This window comes from Chondrinema litorale (assembly GCF_026250525.1).
GTDB lineage: Bacteria > Bacteroidota > Bacteroidia > Cytophagales > Flammeovirgaceae > Chondrinema > Chondrinema litorale.
Map to the genome: position 1 here is coordinate 4893654 of NZ_CP111043.1, position 25779 is coordinate 4919432.

The following is a 25779-nucleotide window of genomic DNA, read 5'->3' on the forward strand; positions in this document are numbered from 1 at the left end:
AAAACAAATATGAGACTAAAGAATCTTAAATTTAACCTTTCTAAATTAGGGAATATTCATGTATTTATGAGTTTGTAAAGAGACCTTCCAATGTGGTTTTTCTTTAACGTACTCAATAATTTGAGGGAGCATTTCTTTCTCTTTATCCCACTCAGGTTGTAACAATAACAGACAAGAGTCATTTACCTGATCGGCATATTGCTCTGCCCACTTAAAATCCGATTTGTTGTAAATAACTACTTTAAGCTCGTTTGCCTGAGGAATAATTTCTGGAAGTGCCTTTTTAAACTTTTTGGGCGAAAGTGTTATCCAATCTAGTTGCCCAGATAATGGATGAGCGCCAGAGGTTTCAATATGAGTTCTAAATCCAGCAGATTTTAATTGAGAGGTGAGCTCTGATAAATCGTGCATCAAGGGCTCACCTCCGGTAATTACAGCCAATCTGGCTGGGTGTTTTTTTGCTTCTTCAACAATATCATTCACAGCCATTTGCGGATGCTTCTCTTCATCCCACGATTCTTTTACATCACACCAAAAACAACCTACATCGCATCCTCCTAATCGGATAAAATAGGCTGCATGTCCGCTATAAGCCCCCTCTCCCTGTATGGTATAAAATACTTCCATTACTGGGAGTGTCGACTGTTTTTCAAGTACCTGCTGTTCCTGAAATTGTTTCATAATATTATTTTAACTTTCTAAACCCTGTCTTCTTTGAGCAGAGATCAGCGTATTTTTTAACAAAGATACGATTGTCATTGGTCCAACTCCACCTGGAACTGGAGTAATAAAGCTACATTTTTCAGCTACTTCATCAAACAATACATCACCCTTAACAGCATAACCTCTCTTTTTAGTTGCATCTGCAACTCTGGTTGTTCCTACATCTATAACTACAGCACCTTCTTTTACCATGTCTTTTGTGATAAAACCAGGCTTACCCAAAGCAGCAATCAAGATATCAGCACGAAGCGTTTCCTCTTTTAAGTCTTTAGTTCTGCTATGTGCCATTGTAACTGTACAGTTACCAGGATTGCCCTTTCTAGACATTAACAATGTCATTGGAGTTCCTACGATATGGCTTCTACCAACTACTACACAATGCTTGCCTGAAGTTTCAATATTATAGTGCTCTAGCAATTGCAAAATACCAAAAGGTGTTGCTGGTAAAAATGTTGGTAAACCTAACACCATTCTACCAATATTAGTTGGGTGGAAACCGTCTACATCTTTATCTGGATTAATGGCTTCAGTTACTTTCTTTTCGTCTATATGGTCTGGCAAAGGGAGCTGCACGATAAAACCATCTACTTCGTCATCTTCGTTAAGCTCTTTCACAGTCTGAAGCAATTTTTCTTCAGTAACATCAGCATCAAATTGAACTAAGCCAGACTTGAAACCGGCTAATTCGCAAGCTTTTATTTTACCATTTACATATGTATGGCTGGCTCCATCATTACCAACAATTACTGCTACTAGATGTGGTGCCTTTCCACCTTTATTTAAGAGTTCTTTTACATCAACAGCGATTTGCTCTCGAATGGTAGCGGCTGTCTTTTTTCCATCTATCAACTGCATGAAATATCTGTTTTTAAAATTAAGGTGCAAAGTTAGAACTTTGAATTTTAAGATTGGCTTTTGACTGATGAAATTATGTAAAGAGTGTTAATTTTCTAGCTAAAAAAACGCTAACTGTAGATTTATTTAAAAATGAAAAATGCTATTGACAAAGATTAATTCTCTGCCAATAGCATTCAAAAGTTTTGTATATGTGTAATTTAAATATGTTCTATTTAGTAAAGGCTGGTAATTATTGAGCTACTTCGTAGTAAAAAACTGTAATTTTACTGTAATAGTAAGCCTGATGCATTTTGGTTTCAGAATCGATACCGATTAGAAGCCACATATTTCCACCTGCATCAGTAGTAGCTCTCAAAAAGTTCCCGCTGTTATTTCCTCTAGCTAATGCTGTAGTTGCACGAGGTTCTGGCATCCCTAATGTTCCTAAAAATACCATATCATCACCAGCGTCTTTATTGTTGCCTTTGTCTATATCCAACACCTTGGTTTCATAGCCAAATTCAGAATCGTCTGCATCGATAATAGTTGGTTCATTTTCAAAAACACCTGCTTTCACATGTACTTCCATGTCATCATCGTAAGTAGTACCAGCAGCATCCATATTTTCTGCGGCTAGTTCTATCTCCAACTCAACATCAAAAACAGTAGAAGGACTTAGTTCACCAACTTGTATTTTTAAAAATGTGAAAGCTTCTCCAACAGAATCTACAAAACTTACTCTTAATAGAGAATCTTCTGTAGTAATTGCACTTGGCACTTCAGCCATTTCTACAGTGTATTGTAGCGAATCCTCTAAGTACAAAGGATATTCTGTAATACCATCTACCCAATCGTTTTGACCACCGCCAAAAGTATAGGCGAAGATAAAATTAGGATCATTACCAGTATCGCCAATATCTGCATCATCTATACACGACTGGAGAAAGCTTATTGAAAGTAGAAATAATGAAATTTTTAAAAAAGTTTGCTTCATTTTAGTAAAAATTAAAATAGTTTCAATTGTAAAATACCTTACGGAATTTTCTATCTTAATGAAGCAGAACACATCAATTATTGTATCTCAGACCTTCTGAACTCTTCGCGGCTAACCAAAAAATTTCTTAACATGCCTCTGTTCATTTGAACAATTTCTCCGGTTTTCTCTGAAATCCCATACACTGTACTATCATTTGGGTAGATAGTTAGCTGATCGTTTCTGCTCTCATATAGATCATTCAGAGACACTACGCAGAAAGGTTGCGTTTCGCTCAGACTATTTTTTAAATTCTCATTATCATCTACATAATCATCTACTTCAAAGTCTTGATATTGCTGTATGTAAGTGTACAATTTTGCAGAATCTAACTTATTAATTCCTTCTACTTTATAAAAAGCAGAATCGAAACTAACCGTTAAGCGATTTTTAGGATCACCTATATAGTTAATATCCAAAGATTGTAAAGTTCGCCAAGTGGTATATAACACTCGCTTATCTCGCCATTCATTTTCATCAATATTGAATAGCTCATAAATATTTACAAAATAACCAGGAATGTAAACTATGTAAGGGATATTACCTGAAGATGTTCTGGCATAGGTTTCATCTCCACTACCAGAAAGCTCATACTGGGTTACAATTTCATTGTCTCGATAAATCTTTACATCAATTGATTTATTATCAATTAAACTTTTTACTGTATCCAAACTGGCTTCGGAAACTGGTCTTTTTATTTCCATTCGCCCTAATACGGCAAGAAGAGATTGTAAACGAGAAGGCTGAACATCATAATTATCATTTACTCTCCAACGACTAGGTCCTGTTTTAACTAACACATTTTCTCCAACCTCAATTCGGTTGATTCCTAATGTATCTGTTAAAGTAAAACTACCTTGTTTTACAGAAAGAGTTGATGATTTATTTGTACTGCTTAGTGAAAAAAGTACGGCTGATAGTAATACGATGTTCAGAACTACTAATAACTTGATTTTAGAAGTCATAATAAAAAAATTATGTCTCAAACTGTTGTTTGCTGCTTTACGCAAGTAAAAAGACACACAAAACAAGTATAAAGTTTGTAAATTACTGTAGGTTAATAGCTAAAAAATTACATAACGCTCGAAAAAGGTGTAAAATTTCAGCAATTCTGTGACAAAGTATATCTTTGCAAACTAAATTTTGCTTGGCCATACCTATAAACCATTTACAGTTCAGTTTCATTCAGGCCCTGCAGCAATAAAAACTTGATTTATGAAATTCAAAGAAGAGATAGATCGCAGAAGGACATTTGCTATTATAAGTCACCCTGATGCCGGTAAAACAACTTTAACAGAAAAATTACTTCTTTTTGGTGGCGCTATTCAGGTAGCAGGAGCTGTAAAATCTAACAAGATAAAAAAAACAGCCACCTCCGATTTTATGGAGATAGAAAAGCAAAGAGGTATTTCTGTTGCTACATCTGTAATGGGTTTTGACTACAAAGACCTAAAAGTAAATATTCTGGATACACCCGGTCACCAAGATTTTGCCGAAGATACCTTTAGAACACTTACTGCAGTAGATAGTGTAATTGTAGTAATCGACGTAGCTAAAGGTGTGGAGATACAAACCGAGAAATTGGTAAAGGTTTGTAAAATGAGAGATACACCAATAATCGTATTCATCAACAAACTAGACCGTGTTGGTAAAGATGCTTTTGATTTGATGGACGAAATCGAACAAAAACTTGGTCTGTCAGTAATGCCTCTCAGTTGGCCAATTGGTATGGGTAATGAGTTTCAAGGTGTTTATAACATCTACGAGAAAAAACTAATGCTCTTTAGAGCGCATGGTAAGCAATCAGAAGAAGAAAGTCTCGAATTTACAGATCTGAGCGATCCGTTGCTAGAAGAATACGTAGGAGCACGTGCTGCCAAAACGTTGAGAGAAGAAGTAGAAATGGTTACCGAAATCTACCCTGAATTTAATAGAGAAGAGTATTTAGAAGGACTTTTAACCCCAGTATTTTTTGGTAGTGCCATTAACAACTTTGGTGTTAAAGAATTACTAGACTGTTTTGTGGAGGTTGCACCTTCTCCAACAAATTCTGAAACAGAAGAAAGAGAAATTAGCCCTTACGAAGAAAACTTTACAGGATTTGTATTTAAAATACACGCCAATATTGATCCTAAACATAGAAATAGAATTGCTTTTGTAAAAATATGCTCTGGTAAGTTTGAAAGAAATAAAAACTACCAACATATTAGATTGGGCAGAGCATTAAAATTCTCCAACCCTACTTCGTTTATGGCTTCTAAAAAAGAAATTGTAGATGAAGCTTTTCCTGGAGATATTGTAGGTCTACACGATTCTGGAAACTTTAAAATCGGTGACGCACTCTCTGAAGGTGAATCGCTAAAATTTAAGGGTATTCCTAGTTTCTCTCCTGAGCAGTTTAAATACATAGAAAACGCTGACCCTATGAAAGCCAAACAGCTTAACAAAGGTATCGACCAGTTGATGGACGAAGGTGTGGCTCAGCTATTTGTGAATTTAAGAAATGGCAGAAAAATTATTGGGACTGTTGGTGCACTACAGTTCGATGTAATTCAGCATAGATTAAAGCACGAATACAATGCTTCTTGCCGTTGGGAACCAATTAATTTGCACAAAGCGTGTTGGTTTACCAGTGACAACAAAGAGCAATTGGCAAACTTTGATAATTACAGAGTAAGATTAATTGCTGAAGATAAATACAAGAGAAGAGTGTTTCTTACTACTTCAGAATACGAAATTAGAATGGAACAACAGAACTTTCCAGATATCAAATTCCACTATACTTCTGAATTTGACTAATAATGATTAAGAATTGATAAGACTCTAGTAGAAAGCTGCCTTTTTCGGGCAGTTTTCGCATTTTAATACTTTCTTACAAAGCTTAAATTGCTTATCATTTAGTCAAAATATTAAGCTAATTTTAATAGATTTTTTAATAATTCAGCTTTTTAACTTTATATTTGAAAAACCAATTAACATCCCACATGCGATCTATACGGACTTACTATCCACGAATTTTTATTTAATTTTTAAATAAAATAAACTAACTGCATTGCAATCTTTAAATCTTAATTAAATTTTTTATGAACTTAATCTCTACAGGTTTACTGCTCGATGCGGGAGCAAACCTTAGCCTACTTGCAAACAATACTTCAATAACCACATTAGATACTACCGGTACAAATGCTGTTGATGTTGCTGCACAAGTTGATGCGCTATCACTTTTAGCTAATAACATCTGGATGATGATATCTACTGCATTGGTTTTTATTATGCACTTAGGTTTCGCAGGTGTTGAAGCTGGTTTTACTCAAGCAAAAAACACTGTAAATATTCTTTATAAAAATACACTTACTCCAGCTATAGGATTAATTACTTATGCAATTTTTGGATTTAACCTAATGTATCCAGGTTTCGAAACTCCAGGATGGTTTGCATTTGCTGGTTTTGGTTTACCTGCTCCAATGGTAGATGGCAGCCTTGATTTAAGCTACAATGCTGGTTATACTTACTGGACAGACTTCTTATTTCAAGGTATGTTTGCTGCTACAGCTGCTACAATCGTATCTGGGGCAGTTGCTGAAAGAATTAAAATATCAGGTTACTTTATATTCACTGTTTTCTTCGTAGGTCTTGTTTACCCTATCATCGGAAGTTGGAAATGGGGCGGTGGCGCTTTAGATGATTATGGTTTCTACGATTTCGCTGGTTCTACTTTAGTACACTCAGTGGGTGGCTGGGGAGCTTTAGCAGGTGTAATTATTTTAGGCCCTCGTATAGGTAAATATGTTGATGGAAAAATAAATGACTTTCCTGGTTCTAGTGTGCCTTTAGCTGTTATTGGTGTATTCTTATTATGGTTAGGTTGGTTCGGATTCAATGGTGGTTCTGTACTTTCTGCTGATCCTGCTGCTGTATCATTAGTACTTGTAACTACTTCTCTTGCTGCTGCAACTGGTGCAATTGGTGGAAGTATTATGGGATATATAGTATTCAAAAGATTAGATCTTGGTATGTCTCTAAATGGAATACTTGCTGGTTTAGTAGGTATTACAGCAGGTGCCGATCAAATGAGCTATATCGATGCATTAGTTATAGGGTTAATTAGCGGAATGCTAGTAGTAGTTGCTGCTGTAGGAATGGATAAGTTAAAACTTGATGACTGTGTGGGTGCAGTTTCTGTACACTTAGTATGTGGTATTTTTGGAACCCTCGCTGTAGGTATCTTCGGTAAAATGGCAAGTATGGATCAGTTTATTATTCAACTTGTTGGAGTACTAACTTGTGGTGCTGCTGCATTTATTTCTGCACTAGTTATCTTCTTTGTAGTTGATAAAACTATGGGATTGAGAGTAACAGCAGAGCACGAAAAAGAAGGTCTAGATAGTCACGAACATGGTATCAGAGGTTATACCATCATTTTTGATGAATAAGATAAAAGTTATTTAAATATATAAAGCCGGCTTAATCAGTCGGCTTTTTTAGTTTGAAGCTGTCTAAAGTTTTGTTTTATTGCGAAAATGAAGGATTGGAAGCTAAGACGAAGCAATTTAGAAGTTCGAAGCCCTAGCTACGGGCTGAAAAATTAACGAAGTATTTACTCTCAAAACAAATTTGCAGCCTAAAGAAATAAGCTTTAAACAACTTCTATATTAAGATTTATTTAGACCTACTCAGTATTAATTAAATACTTTTCAGGTATATTCAATTTCCATTTAGGGAACAGATACATTTTGCTAATGTTATATGTTGTAACTTTGAATTTAAAAAATTAGCAAGCACACTAAGAATGAAAGAGATTAACCAAAGCTTTAAAGTTCAATTTGATTATAAAGTCATTTTTACCGAAAAGCTATTTCAAATATCAAATACTAGCTTCGTAGACTATTTTAAACAGTTTAACAAAGCTGCTAGAGTTTATTTTGTATTAGACGAAGGTGTTTCATTAGCACATCCAGAATTAGTTAATGAAATCTCAAGTTATTTTAGTCACTATTCTAATGATCTTGTACTTTTAGGTGAGCCATTAATTGTAGCCGGAGGCGAAGATTCTAAAAATGATAGAACACACCTTGATAATATTTTAAAAGCTACTGATACTTTCAAGATAGACCGCCACTCTTATATAGCGGCTATCGGAGGTGGCGCTGTATTAGATATGGCAGGTTTTGCTACAGCAATTTCTCACAGAGGCATCAGACATATTAGAATACCTACCACTGTTTTATCTCAAAATGATTCAGGCATTGGTGTAAAAAATGGGATTAACTCATTTGGAAAGAAAAATTATCTTGGCTCTTTTGCCCCACCAAAAGCAGTATTTAACGATTCAGCTTTTCTTACAACGCTTGAAGAAAGAGACTGGCGTTCTGGAATTTCTGAAGCTGTAAAAGTAGCATTAATAAAAGACGAAAGCTTTTTTAGAAGTATACAGAAAGATGCAGCTAAGCTAGCAAAAAGAGATATGCCAAGTATGGAAGATTTAATCTTCCGTTGTGCTGAAATGCATATGGACCACATAGCTGGTGGAGATCCATTCGAAATGGGTTCGTCAAGACCATTGGATTTTGGTCACTGGGCTGCACATAAAATGGAACAATTAAGTAACTACGAAATAAGACATGGCGAAGCTGTAGCAATTGGTATTTCTTTAGATGTAACCTACTCTTACTTACAAGGTCGTATTACTGAAAGCGAGTGCAAAGAGGTAACCGACCTTTTTACAGCATTAGGATTTAAACTTTTTCATCCGGTAATATCAGAAACTGATGCAGATGGAGAGCTAAAAATAATAAAAGGTTTAAAAGAGTTTCAGGAACATTTGGGAGGAGAATTAACAATTATGCTTCTAGAAAAATTAGGCAAAGGAGTTGAAGTACACGAAATGGATGATGCATTAATTAAAGAAGCTGTTAAAAAATTAGAAGCAATCTATTCACTCGCATAATAGCAATTTGAAAAAAATTATTTGGTCAGTTTTACTGGCCATTTTTTTTAACCTCATTTTAAATTATGAAACTAAATAACACACCTTTCCAATTAACATACTGCACTAATATTCATCCGGGAGAAGATTGGGAAGAAACTTTCACACAACTACAAAGTCATTTACCAGCAGTTAAAAAACAATTTTCTCCAAACGATCCATTTGGTGTTGGCTTAAGGCTTTCAGACAAAGCCAGTAAAGAATTATTAGAAGGAAATCATTTTGAAGAGTTCAAAAGCTGGCTAACTGAAAACGATTTGTATGTATTTACTATGAATGGTTTTCCATATGGTTCTTTCCATAGAACAGTGGTAAAAGATGATGTGCACACACCCGACTGGACAACAAAAGATAGACTAAATTATACAACTCGCCTATTCAATATTCTAAATGAGTTATTGCCAGCAGATTTAAAAGAAGGTGGAATTTCAACTTCTCCTCTCTCCTATAAATATTGGCACAAATCACTCGATAAAGTATATGAAGAAGCAACTTTAAACTATGCTAAAATTGCTTTACACCTATACAATATAAAGAAGCAAACTGGTAAAAGTATGCATCTGGATTTGGAGCCAGAACCAGATGGTGTACTAGAAAACACACCCGAAGTAATTGCTTATTTTGATAATTGGTTAATTCCTAAGGGAAGTGAATTTCTAGCTAAAGAATTAGGTTTGCCGAAACAAGAATGTGAAGAGATAATCAGAGAACACATTCAACTCTGTTATGATGTTTGCCACTATGCCATTGCATTCGAAGAACCTGCTGAGGTATTTGCAGCTATGGAAAAAGCCAAAATAAAGATTGGCAAAATTCAGATTAGTGCAGCATTAAAAGCAGCATTTACTAAAGATACTACAGCAAATAAAGAAGTATTAGATGTACTCAAAAACTTCGAAGAGTCTACTTATTTGCATCAGGTTATTGAACAAAATAACCAGAATGAACTAGTACAATATCGTGATTTAAATAAAGCATTAGAGAATTATAAAGAAGGAGAAGAAAAAGAATGGAGAATCCATTTTCACGTTCCGCTCTTTTCTGATGACTATGATTTACTAAAATCTACCCGATCTGAAATTGAAAAAACACTCAAGTTCGTTCAAGAAAAACAAGGAGTTAATCATTTAGAAATTGAAACCTATACTTGGGAAGTATTACCAGAAAGATTTCAGAAAGATATTGATGAATCGATTGTGAGAGAATTAGAATGGGTAAAAAGCCAATTCTGATTGATAATGATATAAAAAGAAAACCTGCCAATTGCATTGGCAGGTTTTTCAAAAGAATTGAATTGTACACGGAGATATTGTTATCTTCTCAGCTTTGTATTAGAATTTAATACCTGCTGTTAAACTCAAAATGTTGTTTTTGGCATCAGAGAATTTATAAAGGTCTGTCATCCCAAGTTCGTAACTAAGATCGGCTGTTAGGAAGAGAATATCCACACCAACTCCGAACTTTGCTCCCCAGATTTTATCATTATACACATCTTTCGTGTAGCCAAATGCATTGTCTTTTACACTTGTAACCCAAGATAATGATGGACCACCCGCAATTCTTAATGCAAATGGGTCTGTATCAATCAGTTTAACACCTACTTGCGCAGGAATGTGGAGCATATTTATAGTTGCATTATCTTTAATCTCGCCAAAGCTAGTGTCTCCAAATTCGCTTTTGCTAGTTAATTCGTTAGTTGATTTTACCCAGAATATTCCAGGGTTAAAGTAAATTTTATCTCCCATTCGGACGCTTCCTCCAAAAGTATATCCTATTCGACCTGTAGCTTCAGTTCCTTCGGGGTCGGTAGTTAAGGATGATGCGGTTAATCCAACTTGTGGATTTATAACCAGCTGGCAAAAAGCGTAATTTGAAAATAATAGACCTAAAACAATGAATGTTATTTTTTTCATAATTTTCTATTTTCTGAAAAAATATTGTTAAGCCATTTTACGGAGAAGTATTAATTATGTTTGCAAAAGTTACATCTCAAAATTCTCAACAGATGTTAATTCATAATTTTGTATATTTAAACATCAAGTAAAGGATTAAAAAATTCACTCTCGTAAACCCTTTACTATCAGTCACTTATCAAATCATATTCAAACAAACCAATATCTTATTGCTCACAATAAGAATGGGTAAAAATTGATCATTATTTTTGAATATTGATTTTGTATTACATTAAATATTAAAGCCAGTATATGAAAAAAACCGTGGTTATCAATGTGGTTGGGCTTACATCCGGACTGATAGGAAAGCATACTCCTTTCTTAAATGAATGGAAAAACAAAGCAAAATCGGCACAAATAAAACCTGTATTACCAGCAGTAACTTGCTCTTCTCAATATACTTACCTTACTGGAAAATGGCCAAGCGAACATGGCATAGTTGGTAATGGATGGTATTTTAGAGATGAGTGTGAAATAAAACTTTGGCGACAGTCTAATCATTTGGTTCAAGCTAACAAAGTTTGGGAGATAGCAGCCGAAAAAAACAAAGACTTTACAAGTGCAAATATGTTTTGGTGGTACAATATGTACGCCTCTGTAGATTACTGTGTAACTCCCCGACCTGTTTATCCTTCAGATGGTAGAAAACTACCAGATATTTACTCCATGCCAATGGACATGCGAGAGAAACTACAAAAAGAACTTGGTGATTTTCCGCTATTTAACTTTTGGGGACCTAACTCAAACATAGTATGTAGTAAATGGATTGCAGATGCTTCTAAAATTGTAGAAGAATGGCACTCACCTACACTTACCCTTATTTATCTGCCACATCTAGATTACAACATGCAAAGATATGGCAAAGATGACCCAAGAATACATAAAGATTTAGAAGAGATTGATGAAGTTTGCAAAGACCTCATTACTTTTTATGAGAATAAAGATGCTGAAGTTATAGTAGTTTCTGAATATGGAATTACCAATGTAAATAAACCCATCAACATCAATAGAATCTTTAGACAAAAGGGATACCTTTCTATAAAAGAAGATTTAGGACTTGAATATCTCGATGCAGGAACATCCAAAGCATTTGCTGTTGCCGACCACCAAATCGCCCATGTGTATGTGAATGATAAATCTAAGTTAGCAGAAGTAAAATCACTGCTAGAAAATACAGATGGTATAGAGCTAGTATTAGATGAAGAAGGAAAGAAAAAATACCATATAGATCATGAAAGAAGTGGCGAACTGGTTGTAGTTGCTGACAAAGATTCTTGGTTTACCTATTACTATTGGCTAGATGATAAAAAAGCACCAGATTATGCTAGAACAGTAGATATACATAGAAAACCTGGTTACGATCCAGTAGAACTATTTCTTGATCCAGAAATAAAAGTACCTCTATTAAAAGTAGGTGGAATATTATTAAAAAAGAAGTTAGGGTTTAGGTACTTGATGGACGTAATTCCGCTAACTCCTGAACTTGTAAAAGGCTCGCATGGCAGGTTAACAGAAGATCCAGAAGATCAGCCAATATTTATTAGCAATAAAGAAGGCTTGGAGGTAGACCAATCTATTGAACCAGTTGCTGTTTTTGATCTTATTTTGCAACACTTATTCAATTAAGTTAAGTGAATCAATCATTTCTTATGAGATTATGTTGGATATATTAAGTAAACTAAGTTCTACAAATTAGTTTTGCAGAACTATAGCTGATTTATATACTATCAGTAATTAAGATTGATAATAGCAAACAACCATTATGATCAATAAAAAAGCAATTCTTGGAATGCTTATAATAGTTCTTCCCGGTGTAATTTTCGCTCTTATGCGATATGTCGGGAAGAATCATTATATACTCGAGCCAATAGAAACACCTACAATAGCAGGCTGTGAATCTTACACCGAAAATGGAGCTCATAAAGTACCTTCTTTCAGTATGTTAAATCAAGATAGTACTGAATATACCGATCAAAAGCTCCAAGATAAAATTTATGTAGCCGAATTTTTCTTTTCTACTTGCCCTACAACCTGTGTTCAGATGACCTCTGAATTATTAAGGGTTCAAGATTATTTTCAAGATAATGAAAACGTTAAAATAGTCTCCTACTCTGTAAACCCAGAATACGATACACCAGAAATTCTCAAATCTTATGCAAGTACTTATGGTATCAATACAGATTTCTGGACATTATTAACTGGTAGCAAAGAAGAAATATATGACATCGCTCGCTGTGGTTATTTTGTTGTGGCAAAACCAGACGAGGCAGATGCTGCTAATTTTATCCATACAGACAAAGTGGTTTTAATCGATAAAGAAAAGCAGATAAGAGGTTATTACAATGCGACAGATCGAGAAGATGTAGACAGGCTTATAACCGAAATTCAGGTTATAATGCAAGAATACAGATTAAAATCATAACTATCTCAAACAATGCATTTAGCAAATAAACTACAAATACTTAGCATATGAGTTCTATATCTAAAGCAAACGACAGTAAATATTTATGGCTAATTGGTGTACTTTCTGTAGTTATTCCAATAGCTGTTGCTGTTTTAATATTTAAACCAAGTTCTTTAATAGAGTTTGAAGGCAAATGGGTTTATCTTTTACCTCATATAAATGGTGTAATTAATACAGTTACAAGTATTTTTCTGCTTATAGGTGTTTATTTTATTAAAAATGGAAAGCGAAATTTACACGAATTGTGTATGACTGTTTCATTTGTTTTAGGATCTATCTTTTTAGTATCCTATGTAGTTTACCATGCCTCTGTACCCTCAACTACTTTTGGCGGAGAAGGAGTTGTCCGTTATGTTTATTTCTTTTTGCTGTTGACACACATATTACTGTCTATAATAGTGGTACCTTTCGTGTTAATGGCAATTTATCAGGCTTGGACTAAAAAATTAGAAAAACACAAAAAAACTGTAAAATATACGTTCCCGATTTGGTTGTATGTTTCAATAACAGGAGTAATTGTTTATATTATGATTAGTCCATATTATAATTTCTGATTATATTAATTGAATATTTAGAATATCATGAAACGATTCATTATAATATCTATACTAACTATTTTAAGTGTTGGAAATGAGTTATTTGCACAATGTGCAATGTGTAGAGTTTCAGTAGAAAACAATATTGCCGCTGGAGACACTTCTTTAGCATCTTCACTCAATACTGGGATATTATATTTAATGGTAATGCCCTATTTGATGTTGATCGTAATTGCTTATTTCTGGTTTAAGAATAGCAAAAAAGAAACAGCTCAAAGATTAAAGTTAGAACAAATAATTAAATCGAAACTTTCTTAGCAGATAGTACGATTATTGCCTAGTTATAGTCACTAACACTATCTACTAACAGAAAGACAATTATTTTTAAACTAAAATTTTTTGCATGCCTGCCAGGAGATTTATATATCTTTTGTTGGCTGGCTTTTCGCTAATACTGGCAATCCTTTTTAAAGACCTTTATCTTACTACAGGAAATAAAGAACTGTATCTAAGCAGAATAAAAGAGAATTATAAAAGAGAATCTGGTATTGCTGATGAAGCCATTTTTAACCTGAAAAGTAAATTAACTTCAGAAGAAGGAGTTTCTTTTAGCAAGCTACTTACTGAAGATAAGTACCCTGTGTTTCTATATGCCAATGGGAAGCTTATTTACTGGTCTCACCATCAATTCGATATTGAATACGAAGATATTCAAGGTTACTTTCTTGAAAAATGTATCCAAACTGAAAATGCAATATATGTTGTAAAGAAATCTATAGATAACATTGATAATACAGAGTACGAAATTGTATCACTGATACCGATCAATTTTAGCTTTGATATTGAAAATAAATATCTAAAGTCTGAGCTTAATCCAGATATATTTCCAACTCAAGGTGTTACCATTACATTAGGCAAAGACTTAGGAGATTTTCAGGTTTACAATAATTATAACACCTATCTATTCTCAGTAAACTTTACCACAACCTTTTCATATTTTGCTGAAAAAGAGTGGATTATACTTTTCTTTACAGGAGTATTTACAATTTTCTTATTGCTATTTATAAGAAGGCAAGTAAATAGTTTTATCAGATTTGGTTACGAAAGGTTGGCTTTTTTCTTTCTAGCTTTCTCTTTAATTTTTCTACGAGGATTAATGCTTTATTTTAAAGTGCCTCACAGAATTATAGAAACTAATATCTTTTCTAGTGAGATCTATTCTGCTTCTATTATAAATCCAAGTATCGGAGATTTATTTCTTAATGTACTCTGTATCAGTATTTTAATAGCATTTGTTTCTAAAAATATTACTGGCTTAATTAGTATAAAGAAATTACTAAAACTAAACAGTTCTTTTAAAGACTTTATCTCTGTTAACTTAGTAATTCTCACATATTTCTCCTCCTACAGTATTTTTCTAATACTAGAAGATATATACTTCAATTCTCAAATTACACTCGATATCACATCGGAGTTTAACTTTTTAGAGCCAGTTAAACTTTTGTGTTTGTTCACTTTTGTTCTTTCTGTAATTGTATATTTTCTGGTTTGTAATATCTTTTCTAAGGTATTACTAAAAATAGGACAAAGCCTTTATAAAATTACTATTGTCTTTGTAATTGGTAGTTTGATTTTCTACGCTTTCTCATTATTCCTGAAAATTGAGAATATTGTAATTTTCAATGTTAATGCGATCTATTTTGCGAGCATTACCTATTTCAACTTTCCAAGATTCTTAAACAGAACAAATTACAGCACTTTTATTTACCTTTTTTACTGTGCTTTGTGTACTGCAATTATTGGAGCATATGCCATTTATTTGTTTGATCAAACTCGCGATTTAGAAAATAAGAACAAATATGCGAATCTGCTACTTATAGAAAATGATCCATTAGGAGAATTCTCATTGAGCCAGATCGTACAGAAAATTGCTGAAGACCAAACTATTAAAAACTCCTTCATTTCTAAACCTATCGATAGTGATTTTATCAGACGGAAAGTAAAAAGAGATTTTATTACCAGATATTTTGACAAATATGATCTGGAAATAAGGCTCTTCGATGAGATGGGAGAACCACTAGCAGGCATAGCTAACTTCAATACACTCAAAAGAATTTACAATCAGAAGAAATTTATTACAGATTATAAAGATGTATATTTTGCTAACGAATTAGCAACTGGTAATAACAAATACATTTGCCTTATACAGATTAACAGAATGGATTCTACTGTTGGCCATCTGGCAATGGATTTTACTTTAAAAAAGAGTATTCCGAACAGTATCTACCCTCCATTTGTAGATAAAAGATTTGAAGATTTAAGGAGGTATAAAGATTACAGCTACGCCATTTATTTGGATGACAGATTGATGTACAGTTACGGTGGCTATAATTATGACAACAAGTTTCTTAGTTTGTTTGAACACGAAAAAGGTTTCTTTAAAACTGAGATTGAAACTGATGATCACAAGCATTTTAGAGTGCCGGGAGAAAAAAATAAGAACATCATCATTTCATCAGAGAAATACCCACCCAAAAACATACTTTCCAACTTCTCATTCTTGTATTTGGTATTGGTTTTCTGTATGATGTTTCTGGTATTGTACATCAATTACTCACCAGAGAAAAAAGATACAATTAGTCTTAACTTTTCTACTAGAATACAACTGTATTTAAATCTGGCTTTCTTTCTCCCACTAATTATTATTAGTGCTATCATTATCAGTATTTTGAGTACTGGTAACCAAAGTGAAACAGAAAGTTTCTATTTAGAAAAAGCTCAAACTGTAAGTACAAATATTGCAGAAGATATTCTCGATTTTAATAATAAGCACATCGATAGGGATGTACTCACAGATAGGGTTATCGAGATTGCTAAACTTACTCAGTCGGATATTAACTTGTATGACAAAGCTGGCAGATTACTCGCGCCTAGCCAGGGTTATATATTTGAAAATCACCTTTTAGCTAACTTGGTAAACCCAAAGGCTTTTGCCAATATCATAGAAAAAAACCAAGCGAAAATGATGCTCGAGGAAAAAGTTGGTGACTTCAACTTTAACTCTGCATATGTAGGAATTAAATCTCCTGAAAATGGGGAAACCCTTGGTATTGTGAGTGTGCCTTTCTTCGGTTCTAAAGATAAGCTTGAGCAACAAATTATCGAAGTAATCTCAAACATCTTACAGGTGTTTACTTTACTTTTCATTATTCTATTCTTGCTATCACTTTTCTCAGTTAGATCACTTACAAAACCACTTGTGCTAATCACACAGAAAATTAAAAAGGTGAGTTTATCTGGGCATAATGAACCTCTCGACTATCATTCAGACGATGAGATTGGATTGCTTGTAGGCGAATACAACAAAATGATTTTAAAGTTAGAAGAAAGCCGTGCGGCACTTGCCCGAAGTGAAAAAGAAACAGCTTGGAGAGAAATGGCAAAGCAGGTTGCCCATGAAATTAAAAACCCATTAACTCCAATGAAGCTTTCATTGCAACAACTAGAAAGGGTGTTAAATGGAAGTGATTCTAGAGCGAAAAGGGTAATTACCATGCTACTCGACCAGATCGAAACGTTGAACGACATTACTACTTCATTCTCATCTTTTGCTAAAATGCCACTACCACAAGATGAGCTTTTTGAGTTATCTACAATTCTAAAGCAAACAATTGCTTTGCATGGTAATTCAACTAAATCTATTATAGAAACAGAAATTCCCGAAGGTGAGTTTTATGTAAATGGAGACTCTAAATTAATGGGTAGAATATTTACCAACCTAATTCTAAATGGCATACAAGCTGTACCAACTGGTAAAACTCCAAATATTAGTATAAAGCTCAACTATGTTTCACAAAACAAGATATTAATTGAGTTTAGTGATAATGGTTTGGGAATTCCTGAACATATTCAAAGTAAAATTTTCATTCCTAATTTTAGCACCAAATCTACTGGCTCAGGTATTGGACTAGCTATAGCCAAAAGAGGCATAGAACACTCTGGTGGAAATATATGGTTTGAGTCTGAAATTGGTATAGGCACTTCATTTTTTATAGAGATGCCGCTAGCTATAAAGCCTCAAGAAAAAGAACCTATTACATAAAAAAAGCAGTATGAGAATACTGCTTTTTTTATGTGCATTAGCTAAATTACTATAGTACTTTAATTCTCATATTTTTAAACCAAACTTGGTTTCCATGGTCTTGCAAAGCAATATGTCCAACTGGTGAAACAGCATATGCTGGCCAGTCTGCAAATTTACTGTTTGCTAACTGCTCTTTCCATTCGTCGCTACCAATTTCGTATTCAACTACTTTTTCCCCATTCATGTAGTGAGTAATAATTCCGTTGTTAGAAATAATTCTAAAACTATTCCACTCACCTGCCGGATTTGAGTTTTCATTGGTAACTGCTTGTAAATCGTAGTTATCACCAGATCTGTGTCTTTCATTTTTAGCATCTGGATGTCTGTCATTATCAATAATCTGAATCTCAGGACCTGAATAATAAACTGTGTGTAAGCTATCAGCTTCTACTACTCTAAAAAACACACCACTGTTACCTCCTTCAGAAATTTTCCAATCCATTTCTAGTTCGAAGTTTTCGTACTTGTCTTTGGTGATGAGATCGCCACCGCCACCACCAGCAAGTGTAATTACGCCATCTTCTTCTACCCATTTACTCGATACTGTATCGGCTTTGTAATTTCTCCATTGAGACAAATCAAGTGTTTGCCATTCGGAATCTTCTGTAGCAACTGAAGTCTCTTCAACAGTTTCAGTTTTTTCTTCTTTTGTTTCTGTTGAGCAGGAAAAGGCTAGGCTTGAGATTATACAAAAAAGTATTAATCTCAATGATCGATTATTCAAGTTCATAAATAATATTTTGTTATATTTTTGATTAAAAAAAGGATGATTATACAATTATAACAAAAAATTAAACTTATCTAAGAACCAAATGATCGTTTACAATACCAGAAACTGGTGGCAAGCTTTTAAGTTAATTGCTAAAACCTACATCTCAGGCAAAAATTACCGCCATATCTCCTTCGGAACAGGGGCTGCAATCCTATATGCCACTACATTTACCTTTCTGGACTCTAAATACCTTCAAAAAGATTTTTTCCACATCGACCCGATTTTTTATTCTTTAATGGGTTTTATTTTGGGTATGCTTCTGGTTTTCAGGCTCAACACTGCTTACGAAAAATGGTGGGAAGGTCGTAAGCAATGGGGAGCACTCGTAAATGAGTGTCGTGTACTCTCAACGCTTTTTTATTCTTCCATCCCTAAAAGCGAAATGAACATTAGAATGTATTTGGCAGCACAAGTTTCTAATTTCACCTTAGCATTAAAAGAGCATTTGCAAGACGACAAAAAATTTGATGGCTTTGAGATTACCAGTGAACATTATCTCGAACATTTGAAAAGCTCTAGCAACATCCCTCACAAAATTGCCTCTTTAATTATGGCAAAAACTGAAGAACTGGTACAGAGGTATCATCTTTCTGAGTTCGATAAAATGAATATTAAAACCCAAATACAAGAGTTAATTCATATTCTCGGAGCTTGCGAAAGAATTAAAAATACCCCCATCCCATTTTCTCATAACAGCTTTATAAAAAGCTTGATTATGATTTATGTACTTGCTCTACCATTTATGTTGGTAGAATATTTCCACTATTTTACCATACCCGCAACCGCTATTATTGCGTATGCATTGTTTGGACTGGAAATTATTTCAGATGAAATTGAACAACCTTTTGGTAAAGACAATAACGACTTGCCACTCAATCACTTATCTGCTGTAATAAAGCAAAATGTGTATGAAATTTTGCAAGTAACACCTACAAATAAGCCTGTTATTCAAAATATTGAAGCAGGTATTCAAACCTAAAAACCAATCTTTTTAGGTTCTTTATTATTAAAGTCAGGATGAGATTGATTATAAATGTCTCCGAGAGTCATTTCATTATTAATCTCATTCACGAATCCAAGTTCTGCTGAAATACTTCTTGCCTTGTCTATAGTTAATTTTCCAAATTCGTATTTGGCTATTAACCTACCCTTTCTTAAAAGTGCATCATCTACTGATGAAATAGGCACATTAAAAGTACAGATAATCTGAATATTAAGACAATCTGATAACAAACCATCCGCCACATTTAACAATGTAGATACTGCAGAATGCGCTGTGCTTGAACGATTTACGATGATATTTTCAGCATCTTCAATAATTAATACTGAGTTAGGGTTATCTACCAGAATATTAATAAAATCTGGATTGGCCATATTTGCAGCTACATTTGGTGGCACAAAGGTCATCCTCTTCTTAATAATACCCATTAGATGACGCAAATACGTGGTTTTTCCTGTACCGGGCAAACCATGCAAAAGCACTATCCCTTTATCATTTTTCTTGTTGAGGCGCTCAACGATTAGTTCATGAATAGGCAAAAAGTCATCATTATAATGAGACCCTATATCTAATTTGGTTTTGTTAATATCAATTACGCTGAGATCAAGATTTCCATGATGCATGGTTATCAAGTTCATCTGATGTGGTTTTTTACCTCTTTTAAGCCTACATTTTTTTAAATCTTCAGCGATTTGATCAAAGTCTGAATATTCATTTTCAGAAGTCATTATCCTGCAAATGTGGTGATCGTTAAAAGCCACAACTATATTACTATGGAGAATAAAAAATACTTCTTCGTATTCTGCTTTTTTCGTTTTAAAATTATAGCATTTCTTAAATAATTTGTCTTTTACCCTATCTGCATATTTATCTTCAAAGGTTTTTATTGCCTTTTGAAGCTTAAGCCCGCGAATCTCACAAACGTTTGGTAAGGTATTAAAATATCGATAAAAGAATTTGTAATCATGTACATAAGCTTCATTTATCGACCAGAAAAAATCTTTATTCTTATCAAATTCTTTCATAAATAATTCTTCTAAACTTCAAAGTAAGAAGTACAAAGGACATGTCCTATAATAAATTAAATTAATTAGTGATGATGATCTCATTACTTACACTTGAGTGTAAATAAATAAGCATAAATCATTCTAAATACAGCCCGATTTTTTTAAGATAAGTAATAAGCATGTTAAACCGAAGCTGATATTTATACCAGCTCTGTACAACATATGATTAAAGCTCGAGATAAGCTAAATTGTTTAAACTACTCGCTTGGCTTTTATATAAACACCCGACCAGTAGCCACTGTTTAATGATGAAATTGTGACACCTTTACTGCTTGAAGCATGAATAAACTTAATATCTTCTGGACTGTTGGCTTCCGCTACGATACCAACATGATTAACTGAATTTGGAGTTCCCGTACCGAAAAAAACCAAATCACCGGGTTTTAATTCGGTTTGTGTTATTGCATTACCTACTAAAGATTGATCTTTTGATATTCTTGGAAGAGCAATTTCTGCAGCTCCAAAAGACAAACTTGTAAACCCAGAACAATCTATTCCACTGTTATCTACACCTCCAAAAGAATATGGCGTACCAATTAAAGACTCTGCTTTTTCTAGAATTGCCTGTATTTTAAGTGCTTTTTCCTGATCTTCTAGCGTCATTGCAGATAATACGCTATCAGGTTGTATAAAAGAAGTATTTTCAATTTCTTTCTTTTCTTCCTCTTCTATTTCTATCTGTTTCTGATTTTTTACTTCTTCAATTTGTGATGTAGAAACTGGAATTGGCTCAATACCCCCTCCTCCATTCACATGCAAAGTCCTTGGCGACACGTCTACTCTATCTTCAGTTTCTAGATCAAGTTTCTTAAATAGTTTTTTTAATAATTTACCATGTAAATCAATATCAACTACCACTTGTTTTTTGTATCCGTATTTATCGGTTATAAAGCTTATTCCTTCCATTGTGTTAGTTTAAAAAGTAAAAAATTAATTTTATTGGAAGATAAAAAATTCCGACTACAATCGCTTTCTATTTTTATCTTAGTTTTTACTATCTAGTGTTAAAACGCCTAATTTATTTTCTAAATCGCTATCTTTTTTAATCAGGTTAAATGGTAAGTATTCACCACTTGCCCACTTAGAAATATAATTGATATAATATGGGCTTCCCGGATTACCCGATTGCCCACCCGGATAGATGCCTTTTGCTATCGGCCCAGCCTTATCTAACTCAACAATTATTCGCCAAGAAGCTCCGTGTGTACCACTGGTAGCATTAATAATATTATGGTTACCACCAATCATAATTGGCTCTTCGCTAAAAGCCGGAAGTCTGGCTAAATGAGTAACCGAAGTTGACTTGTAATCTGCCCATACAGCTGTTTTAAGCCCAGTTTTAGACAAATGTTCTTTTACATTTTTGATTCCTTCTTTAAATGCCAGATTCACAATAGCTTTTGCATCTTCTTTTTCAGAAGTAGATTTAATATCTAAAAACTGATTAGTAGTATCGGTTCTTAAAATCTCCATTGTGTGGAATCTGTTAGGATAATCCAAATTACTTTTCTTCATTCTAATTTCATCCCATATTAATGAAGGAATGGCATCATACCACTCTTCAAAATAAGCAGCTGCCACTGCATCAATATCATTTATATAATCCCAAGATGCCAGCAAATTATATATTTCTATTTCTTCGTCGCTTGATAATTTATCTTTTATTTGTTTCAACATGAAAGGTAAATTGTCTGACGCGATCGTATTGAAATTATCGTTTTGCATCATCATCATATCCTCCACAGTGATGTCTTGTAAACTATCTAGCAAATAATTGATTCTTCTGTTTCTATAAGTTTCATACGACTGAGAATATACATAGTAAGGATAAGTACTATCAACTGGGTCTTGGTTGGCAGAACTTACAAATCCACGCGCAGGATTTAATGAAAATACATTTTGCTCCATAGGGATATATTCTTGCCACTTGCCAGATGATTTGGATCCATCCATGAGAAACTTGCCTTGCTCTTTCCATTTAACAGGAAACTTGCCCTGTACTACTATGGCAACGTCACCCTCTGTACTAGCAAAAGCAAAGTTTTGAGCCGGGCAATCATAATACTTTAATGCCTCTCTATAATCTTTATAATTCTCAGCTCTGTTTAGTAAATAAAATGTTTTCACCTCTAAAGATGGATCATGCGCTATCCATCGAATCGCATAAGCATTCTCATCAGATTTTGCCGGATAGGAAGCATCATACATAACTGGTCCCCATTCAGTAACCATTAAAGTATCGTAAAAAGTTGGTGCTCCTTTTAGCTTTATTTCTTCAATTCTAGTTTCAGTAGCTTTCCATTCTCCATCCATTAAATAGGCAGCTCTGTCTGCATCTTTGTATTCAATCTTGTACCAGTCTACCACATCTCTCAAAGCATTGGTGACACTCCAAGCTACATTGTCGTTAAAGCCAATTATTACATTGGGTGAGCCCGGTAAAGTTGCCCCTTTAACGTTGATTCCCGGAGCAGTAAGTTGCATGGCAAACCAAATGGAAGGTAAGTTTAAGCCCAAATGAGGATCGCCACAAAGTATAGGATTACCACTTTTTGTTTTAGAGCCAGAAACTGCCCAGTTATTACTACCATTTCTTATATCTGGTTCATCTACAAAAGGATTCTTCTGCAATTCTTCCAAAACGAAAGGTCTCACTTTTGGTGTAGCAACCGTATCTGGCATAAAATCCCATTTACCAGTTTTATCTACAATAGGCTCAACCGCCGAATGAGCATTAGGATATAAAAAATTGAATACTTCTTCTCCAAAAACCTTTCTCGCATTGGTATATTCAAAATCGCTGTTGTGTATACTTAAATTATTAGCCATGTATTTAAGTAAAAAAGCCGATTTAATAGGCTTCCACTCTTCTGGTTCGTAGTCGAGTAATTTATATTCTAGTGGCAATTCTGCTTTGGAAAGGCTGCTTATATAAGCATTTATTCCATCAGAATAAGCATTTACCACTTCATTCATTTTTTCATCAGAGAGCATCATTTCCACTCCTTTTTCAGCAGCTAATGCCATTCCTTTTCTTCTGGCTTCTCTGTCTAGTGGCAAGGCTTTTTCCCCAACAATTTCACTAATTCTACCTGCGGCAAAATGTGTTTGAAATTCCATTTGCCATAATCGGTGTTTGGCAGTAACATATCCTTGGGCGAAATACAAGTCGTGGTCGTTTTCTGCAAAAACATGTGGAACCAAAGCAGAATCGTAAATAACACTCACTTCACTTTTTAAACCTTCCATACTGATGTCGTCATCAGGTGTATCGTTCACATTTTCAGCATTTTGCCAAAATCCTTGTGTAGGACTCAGAAAAAAACCTAATGGTGGAATTGGACTAAAACCGGTGTTTAATGCCACAATTAAAGCAACATTGAAAACGAGCGCGATCAGAAACAAAAAGAATTTCATATATGAATGTGTTGTGTTAGTTCTGGTTTTTAATAGATTTCTGGGATGTAATTTTGTTCAGACTTCGGCGGCCTTATATATTTTTTAGACTCATCTCTCGCTGGTAATTCAATATTATCAAATGGAATTTCCTTGTAATGAATCAGACTTAAAAGATGAGTAATGCAATTTAGCCTGGCTCTTTTTTTAACATCAGAATTTACTACATACCAAGGGTTTTGCTTAGTATCTGTATAAGCAAGCATCTCATCTTTTGCCTTAGAGTATTCTATCCACTTTTCTCTGGCTTTTACATCCATTGGGCTAAACTTCCAGCGCTTTGCAGGGTTGTTTAATCTTTCTAAAAACCTACGTTCTTGCTCTTCGTAACTCACAGAAAACCAATATTTAATAAGGATAATACCCGATCGCTTGAGCATTTTTTCAAATTCTGGGCAAGACCTTAAAAACTCTCTGTGTTCTTCGTCTGTGCAAAAACCCATTACTTTCTCTACCCCAGCTCTATTATACCAGCTTCTATCGAATAAAACCATTTCGCCAGCAGCCGGTAATTGAGATACATATCTCTGGAAATACCACTGAGTTTTTTCTTTTTCGGTTGGTTTCCCAAGTGCTACAACTCTACAAACTCTCGGATTGAGTAATTCTGTAATTGTTTTAATTGTGCTTCCTTTACCGGCAGCATCCCGACCTTCGAACAACACAACTACCTTTAAATTTTTCTGCACTATCCAACGCTGAAGTTTTACTAACTCAGTTTGTAGTTGAGGTAAAACAGCATTGTAAATTTTTTTAATTTTCTTCTTCTCGCTGATTATTTCGTCTTTTTCTGTTTTTGCCATTAAATCAAAAAATTGCCTTTTTTACTTGAAAAAATATAGCTCTAATCTATAAAAAAAGCCTTACAAAAAGTAAGGCTTCGGGTACTTAAGCGATAATTAACTTATTCAACTTAAATAGTTCATTTTCATATTTAGCTCACAATTAAGTATAAGCTATTAAAACCTGTAATTATGAATTCTAAGTTTAAATTCTCTTTATATCTGGTGTCATTTGAACTGCCAATTTCTTTTTAAAAACCGAAGCTGTCATCGTTCTAAAACTGTCTGTCCACTTGGCAAATTCTATATGGTATTTCGCATTATTTTGAAAACAAGCATTTTCTTCTTTTGCAATTAAAGACAACTGCTCTTCTAACTGTGCTAAGTTATTAACTAATTGATCTGCAATTTCAATTTCACGCTGCTCTAAGCCTATCAGATATAGCTTATTTAATACACTTTTGCTTTCTTTAAGCTGCTTATAAAACTGCTTTACATCACCAAACCAATACACAAACTTTGTCTCTTCCTTGGCATCAATTTTAAAAGTTTTCAGAATCGAATTATCTTTCTTGAAAACCTCTCTAAGCAAATTTTTATGATTTGTATATATTTTGTCTAACTCATCTTTTTTTGAATATAATGAGTCTGTAACTGACAACTCAATACTTTTATTCAATTGATATAATCTTCTATTTTCTTTGAGTTTTTTTAATAAATCTACTCCTTGTTGGATTTTCCTCTTATTGTAACCATATCCCGAAAGAGTTTTTAACACAGATTTATCAGATTGAATATTTCTGAAAAGTGTATCCCACACAAAAATATCTTCTGATTTTGAAGAAGCAGATAGTTTTAGGTTAAATGAGCCCTTGTTGGTGATTGTTTTCATCGATGCAATTTTTATTTATAAAACACAGCTCACTCATTTTTATTATGGATATCATGTAAGTTCTTGCGAAATCATATACCAAAACTGGTAATTATAGATAATTCGCATAAAGAATTGGTAGATGTAAGGTTGATC

21 protein-coding genes are annotated in these 25779 nt (G+C 33.9%); 10 read left to right on the forward strand and 11 right to left on the reverse strand.

Annotation, left to right across the window (positions count from 1 at the left end; genetic code table 11):
* Positions 1-45 precede the first annotated feature (45 nt).
* The 4 genes from OQ292_RS20220 to OQ292_RS20235 all read right to left on the reverse strand — a co-directional run bounded on the left by OQ292_RS20220 (position 46) and on the right by OQ292_RS20235 (position 3558).
* Positions 46-681: a 7-carboxy-7-deazaguanine synthase QueE gene (locus OQ292_RS20220; protein ID WP_284683958.1), complete on the reverse strand. Its 636-nt coding sequence runs from the start codon at positions 679-681 to the stop codon at positions 46-48.
* Between the two features lie 9 nt (positions 682-690).
* The gene (locus tag OQ292_RS20225) at positions 691-1578 is read right to left on the reverse strand and encodes a bifunctional 5,10-methylenetetrahydrofolate dehydrogenase/5,10-methenyltetrahydrofolate cyclohydrolase (RefSeq protein ID WP_284683959.1); all 888 of its coding nucleotides are present in this window, start codon (positions 1576-1578) and stop codon (positions 691-693) included.
* Between the two features lie 232 nt (positions 1579-1810).
* A complete protein-coding gene (locus OQ292_RS20230) occupies positions 1811-2554 on the reverse strand; it encodes a hypothetical protein (protein WP_284683960.1) in 744 nt (247 codons plus the stop codon).
* A 77-nt stretch (positions 2555-2631) separates the two neighbouring features.
* The gene (locus OQ292_RS20235) at positions 2632-3558 is read right to left on the reverse strand and encodes a DUF4340 domain-containing protein (protein WP_284683961.1); all 927 of its coding nucleotides are present in this window, start codon (positions 3556-3558) and stop codon (positions 2632-2634) included.
* Between the two features lie 250 nt (positions 3559-3808).
* Here OQ292_RS20235 and OQ292_RS20240 point away from each other — a divergent pair, with 250 nt between their 5' ends.
* From OQ292_RS20240 to eboE, 4 genes are all read left to right on the forward strand, one after another.
* Positions 3809-5392, forward strand: a complete 1584-nt coding sequence (locus OQ292_RS20240) for a peptide chain release factor 3 (protein WP_284683962.1) — start codon at positions 3809-3811, stop codon at positions 5390-5392.
* A gap of 284 nt (positions 5393-5676) precedes the next feature.
* Positions 5677-7026 (forward strand): ammonium transporter, encoded by a 1350-nt coding sequence (locus OQ292_RS20245; protein ID WP_284683963.1) that lies wholly within the window; start codon positions 5677-5679, stop codon positions 7024-7026.
* Positions 7027-7337: 311 nt separating this feature from the next.
* Positions 7338-8540: a 3-dehydroquinate synthase gene (locus OQ292_RS20250; RefSeq protein WP_284686029.1), complete on the forward strand. Its 1203-nt coding sequence runs from the start codon at positions 7338-7340 to the stop codon at positions 8538-8540.
* 65 nt (positions 8541-8605) lie between these two features.
* Positions 8606-9811, forward strand: coding sequence for a metabolite traffic protein EboE (gene eboE / locus OQ292_RS20255; RefSeq protein WP_284683964.1), 1206 nt, complete (start codon positions 8606-8608; stop codon positions 9809-9811).
* Between the two features lie 99 nt (positions 9812-9910).
* On the opposite strand, the gene OQ292_RS20260 is transcribed toward eboE, so the two are convergent.
* Positions 9911-10492: an outer membrane beta-barrel protein gene (locus OQ292_RS20260; RefSeq protein WP_284683965.1), complete on the reverse strand. Its 582-nt coding sequence runs from the start codon at positions 10490-10492 to the stop codon at positions 9911-9913.
* Between the two features lie 291 nt (positions 10493-10783).
* Here OQ292_RS20260 and OQ292_RS20265 point away from each other — a divergent pair, with 291 nt between their 5' ends.
* The 5 genes from OQ292_RS20265 (at position 10784) to OQ292_RS20285 (ending at position 17633) form a co-directional block, all read left to right on the forward strand.
* The gene (locus tag OQ292_RS20265; protein WP_284683966.1) at positions 10784-12157 is read left to right on the forward strand and encodes an alkaline phosphatase family protein; all 1374 of its coding nucleotides are present in this window, start codon (positions 10784-10786) and stop codon (positions 12155-12157) included.
* Positions 12158-12293: 136 nt separating this feature from the next.
* Positions 12294-12953, forward strand: coding sequence for an SCO family protein (locus OQ292_RS20270; protein ID WP_284683967.1), 660 nt, complete (start codon positions 12294-12296; stop codon positions 12951-12953).
* Positions 12954-13000: 47 nt separating this feature from the next.
* Positions 13001-13549 (forward strand): DUF420 domain-containing protein, encoded by a 549-nt coding sequence (locus OQ292_RS20275; protein WP_284683968.1) that lies wholly within the window; start codon positions 13001-13003, stop codon positions 13547-13549.
* A 27-nt stretch (positions 13550-13576) separates the two neighbouring features.
* Positions 13577-13849, forward strand: a complete 273-nt coding sequence (locus OQ292_RS20280) for a hypothetical protein (RefSeq protein WP_284683969.1) — start codon at positions 13577-13579, stop codon at positions 13847-13849.
* An 85-nt stretch (positions 13850-13934) separates the two neighbouring features.
* Positions 13935-17633, forward strand: a complete 3699-nt coding sequence (locus tag OQ292_RS20285; protein ID WP_284683970.1) for an ATP-binding protein — start codon at positions 13935-13937, stop codon at positions 17631-17633.
* Positions 17634-17682: 49 nt separating this feature from the next.
* Here OQ292_RS20285 and OQ292_RS20290 read toward each other — a convergent pair whose 3' ends face one another.
* Positions 17683-18405 carry a 3-keto-disaccharide hydrolase gene (locus OQ292_RS20290; protein WP_284683971.1) on the reverse strand — a complete coding sequence of 241 codons (723 nt, stop codon included), beginning with the start codon at positions 18403-18405 and terminating at the stop codon, positions 17683-17685.
* 82 nt (positions 18406-18487) lie between these two features.
* On the opposite strand from OQ292_RS20290, the gene OQ292_RS20295 reads away from it, so the two are divergent.
* Positions 18488-19426, forward strand: coding sequence for a bestrophin family protein (locus OQ292_RS20295; protein WP_284683972.1), 939 nt, complete (start codon positions 18488-18490; stop codon positions 19424-19426).
* Here OQ292_RS20295 and OQ292_RS20300 read toward each other — a convergent pair.
* The 5 genes from OQ292_RS20300 to OQ292_RS20320 all read right to left on the reverse strand — a co-directional run bounded on the left by OQ292_RS20300 (position 19423) and on the right by OQ292_RS20320 (position 25644).
* Complete coding sequence (locus tag OQ292_RS20300) at positions 19423-20472, reverse strand: AAA family ATPase (protein WP_284683973.1); 1050 nt, start codon at positions 20470-20472, stop codon at positions 19423-19425. The genes OQ292_RS20295 and OQ292_RS20300 overlap by 4 nt on opposite strands.
* A gap of 234 nt (positions 20473-20706) precedes the next feature.
* Positions 20707-21420 (reverse strand): C40 family peptidase, encoded by a 714-nt coding sequence (locus tag OQ292_RS20305; protein WP_284683974.1) that lies wholly within the window; start codon positions 21418-21420, stop codon positions 20707-20709.
* Between the two features lie 78 nt (positions 21421-21498).
* Positions 21499-23931 carry a penicillin acylase family protein gene (locus OQ292_RS20310; protein WP_284683975.1) on the reverse strand — a complete coding sequence of 811 codons (2433 nt, stop codon included), beginning with the start codon at positions 23929-23931 and terminating at the stop codon, positions 21499-21501.
* A 29-nt stretch (positions 23932-23960) separates the two neighbouring features.
* Complete coding sequence (ppk2, locus tag OQ292_RS20315) at positions 23961-24773, reverse strand: polyphosphate kinase 2 (RefSeq protein WP_284683976.1); 813 nt, start codon at positions 24771-24773, stop codon at positions 23961-23963.
* A 184-nt stretch (positions 24774-24957) separates the two neighbouring features.
* A complete protein-coding gene (locus tag OQ292_RS20320; RefSeq protein WP_284683977.1) occupies positions 24958-25644 on the reverse strand; it encodes a PQLLE family protein in 687 nt (228 codons plus the stop codon).
* Positions 25645-25779 lie beyond the last annotated feature (135 nt).

Coding starts and splice junctions, on each gene's coding strand:
- OQ292_RS20220 (WP_284683958.1), bottom strand. CDS start 681: ATGAAACAATTTCAGGAACAGCAGGTACTTGAAAAACAGTCGACACTC.
- OQ292_RS20225 (WP_284683959.1), bottom strand. CDS start 1,578: ATGCAGTTGATAGATGGAAAAAAGACAGCCGCTACCATTCGAGAGCAA.
- OQ292_RS20230 (WP_284683960.1), bottom strand. CDS start 2,554: ATGAAGCAAACTTTTTTAAAAATTTCATTATTTCTACTTTCAATAAGC.
- OQ292_RS20235 (WP_284683961.1), bottom strand. CDS start 3,558: ATGACTTCTAAAATCAAGTTATTAGTAGTTCTGAACATCGTATTACTA.
- OQ292_RS20240 (WP_284683962.1), top strand. CDS start 3,809: ATGAAATTCAAAGAAGAGATAGATCGCAGAAGGACATTTGCTATTATA.
- OQ292_RS20245 (WP_284683963.1), top strand. CDS start 5,677: ATGAACTTAATCTCTACAGGTTTACTGCTCGATGCGGGAGCAAACCTT.
- eboE (WP_284683964.1), top strand. CDS start 8,606: ATGAAACTAAATAACACACCTTTCCAATTAACATACTGCACTAATATT.
- OQ292_RS20260 (WP_284683965.1), bottom strand. CDS start 10,492: ATGAAAAAAATAACATTCATTGTTTTAGGTCTATTATTTTCAAATTAC.
- OQ292_RS20265 (WP_284683966.1), top strand. CDS start 10,784: ATGAAAAAAACCGTGGTTATCAATGTGGTTGGGCTTACATCCGGACTG.
- OQ292_RS20270 (WP_284683967.1), top strand. CDS start 12,294: ATGATCAATAAAAAAGCAATTCTTGGAATGCTTATAATAGTTCTTCCC.
- OQ292_RS20275 (WP_284683968.1), top strand. CDS start 13,001: ATGAGTTCTATATCTAAAGCAAACGACAGTAAATATTTATGGCTAATT.
- OQ292_RS20280 (WP_284683969.1), top strand. CDS start 13,577: ATGAAACGATTCATTATAATATCTATACTAACTATTTTAAGTGTTGGA.
- OQ292_RS20285 (WP_284683970.1), top strand. CDS start 13,935: ATGCCTGCCAGGAGATTTATATATCTTTTGTTGGCTGGCTTTTCGCTA.
- OQ292_RS20290 (WP_284683971.1), bottom strand. CDS start 18,405: ATGAACTTGAATAATCGATCATTGAGATTAATACTTTTTTGTATAATC.
- OQ292_RS20295 (WP_284683972.1), top strand. CDS start 18,488: ATGATCGTTTACAATACCAGAAACTGGTGGCAAGCTTTTAAGTTAATT.
- OQ292_RS20300 (WP_284683973.1), bottom strand. CDS start 20,472: ATGAAAGAATTTGATAAGAATAAAGATTTTTTCTGGTCGATAAATGAA.
- OQ292_RS20305 (WP_284683974.1), bottom strand. CDS start 21,420: ATGGAAGGAATAAGCTTTATAACCGATAAATACGGATACAAAAAACAA.
- OQ292_RS20310 (WP_284683975.1), bottom strand. CDS start 23,931: ATGAAATTCTTTTTGTTTCTGATCGCGCTCGTTTTCAATGTTGCTTTA.
- ppk2 (WP_284683976.1), bottom strand. CDS start 24,773: ATGGCAAAAACAGAAAAAGACGAAATAATCAGCGAGAAGAAGAAAATT.
- OQ292_RS20320 (WP_284683977.1), bottom strand. CDS start 25,644: ATGAAAACAATCACCAACAAGGGCTCATTTAACCTAAAACTATCTGCT.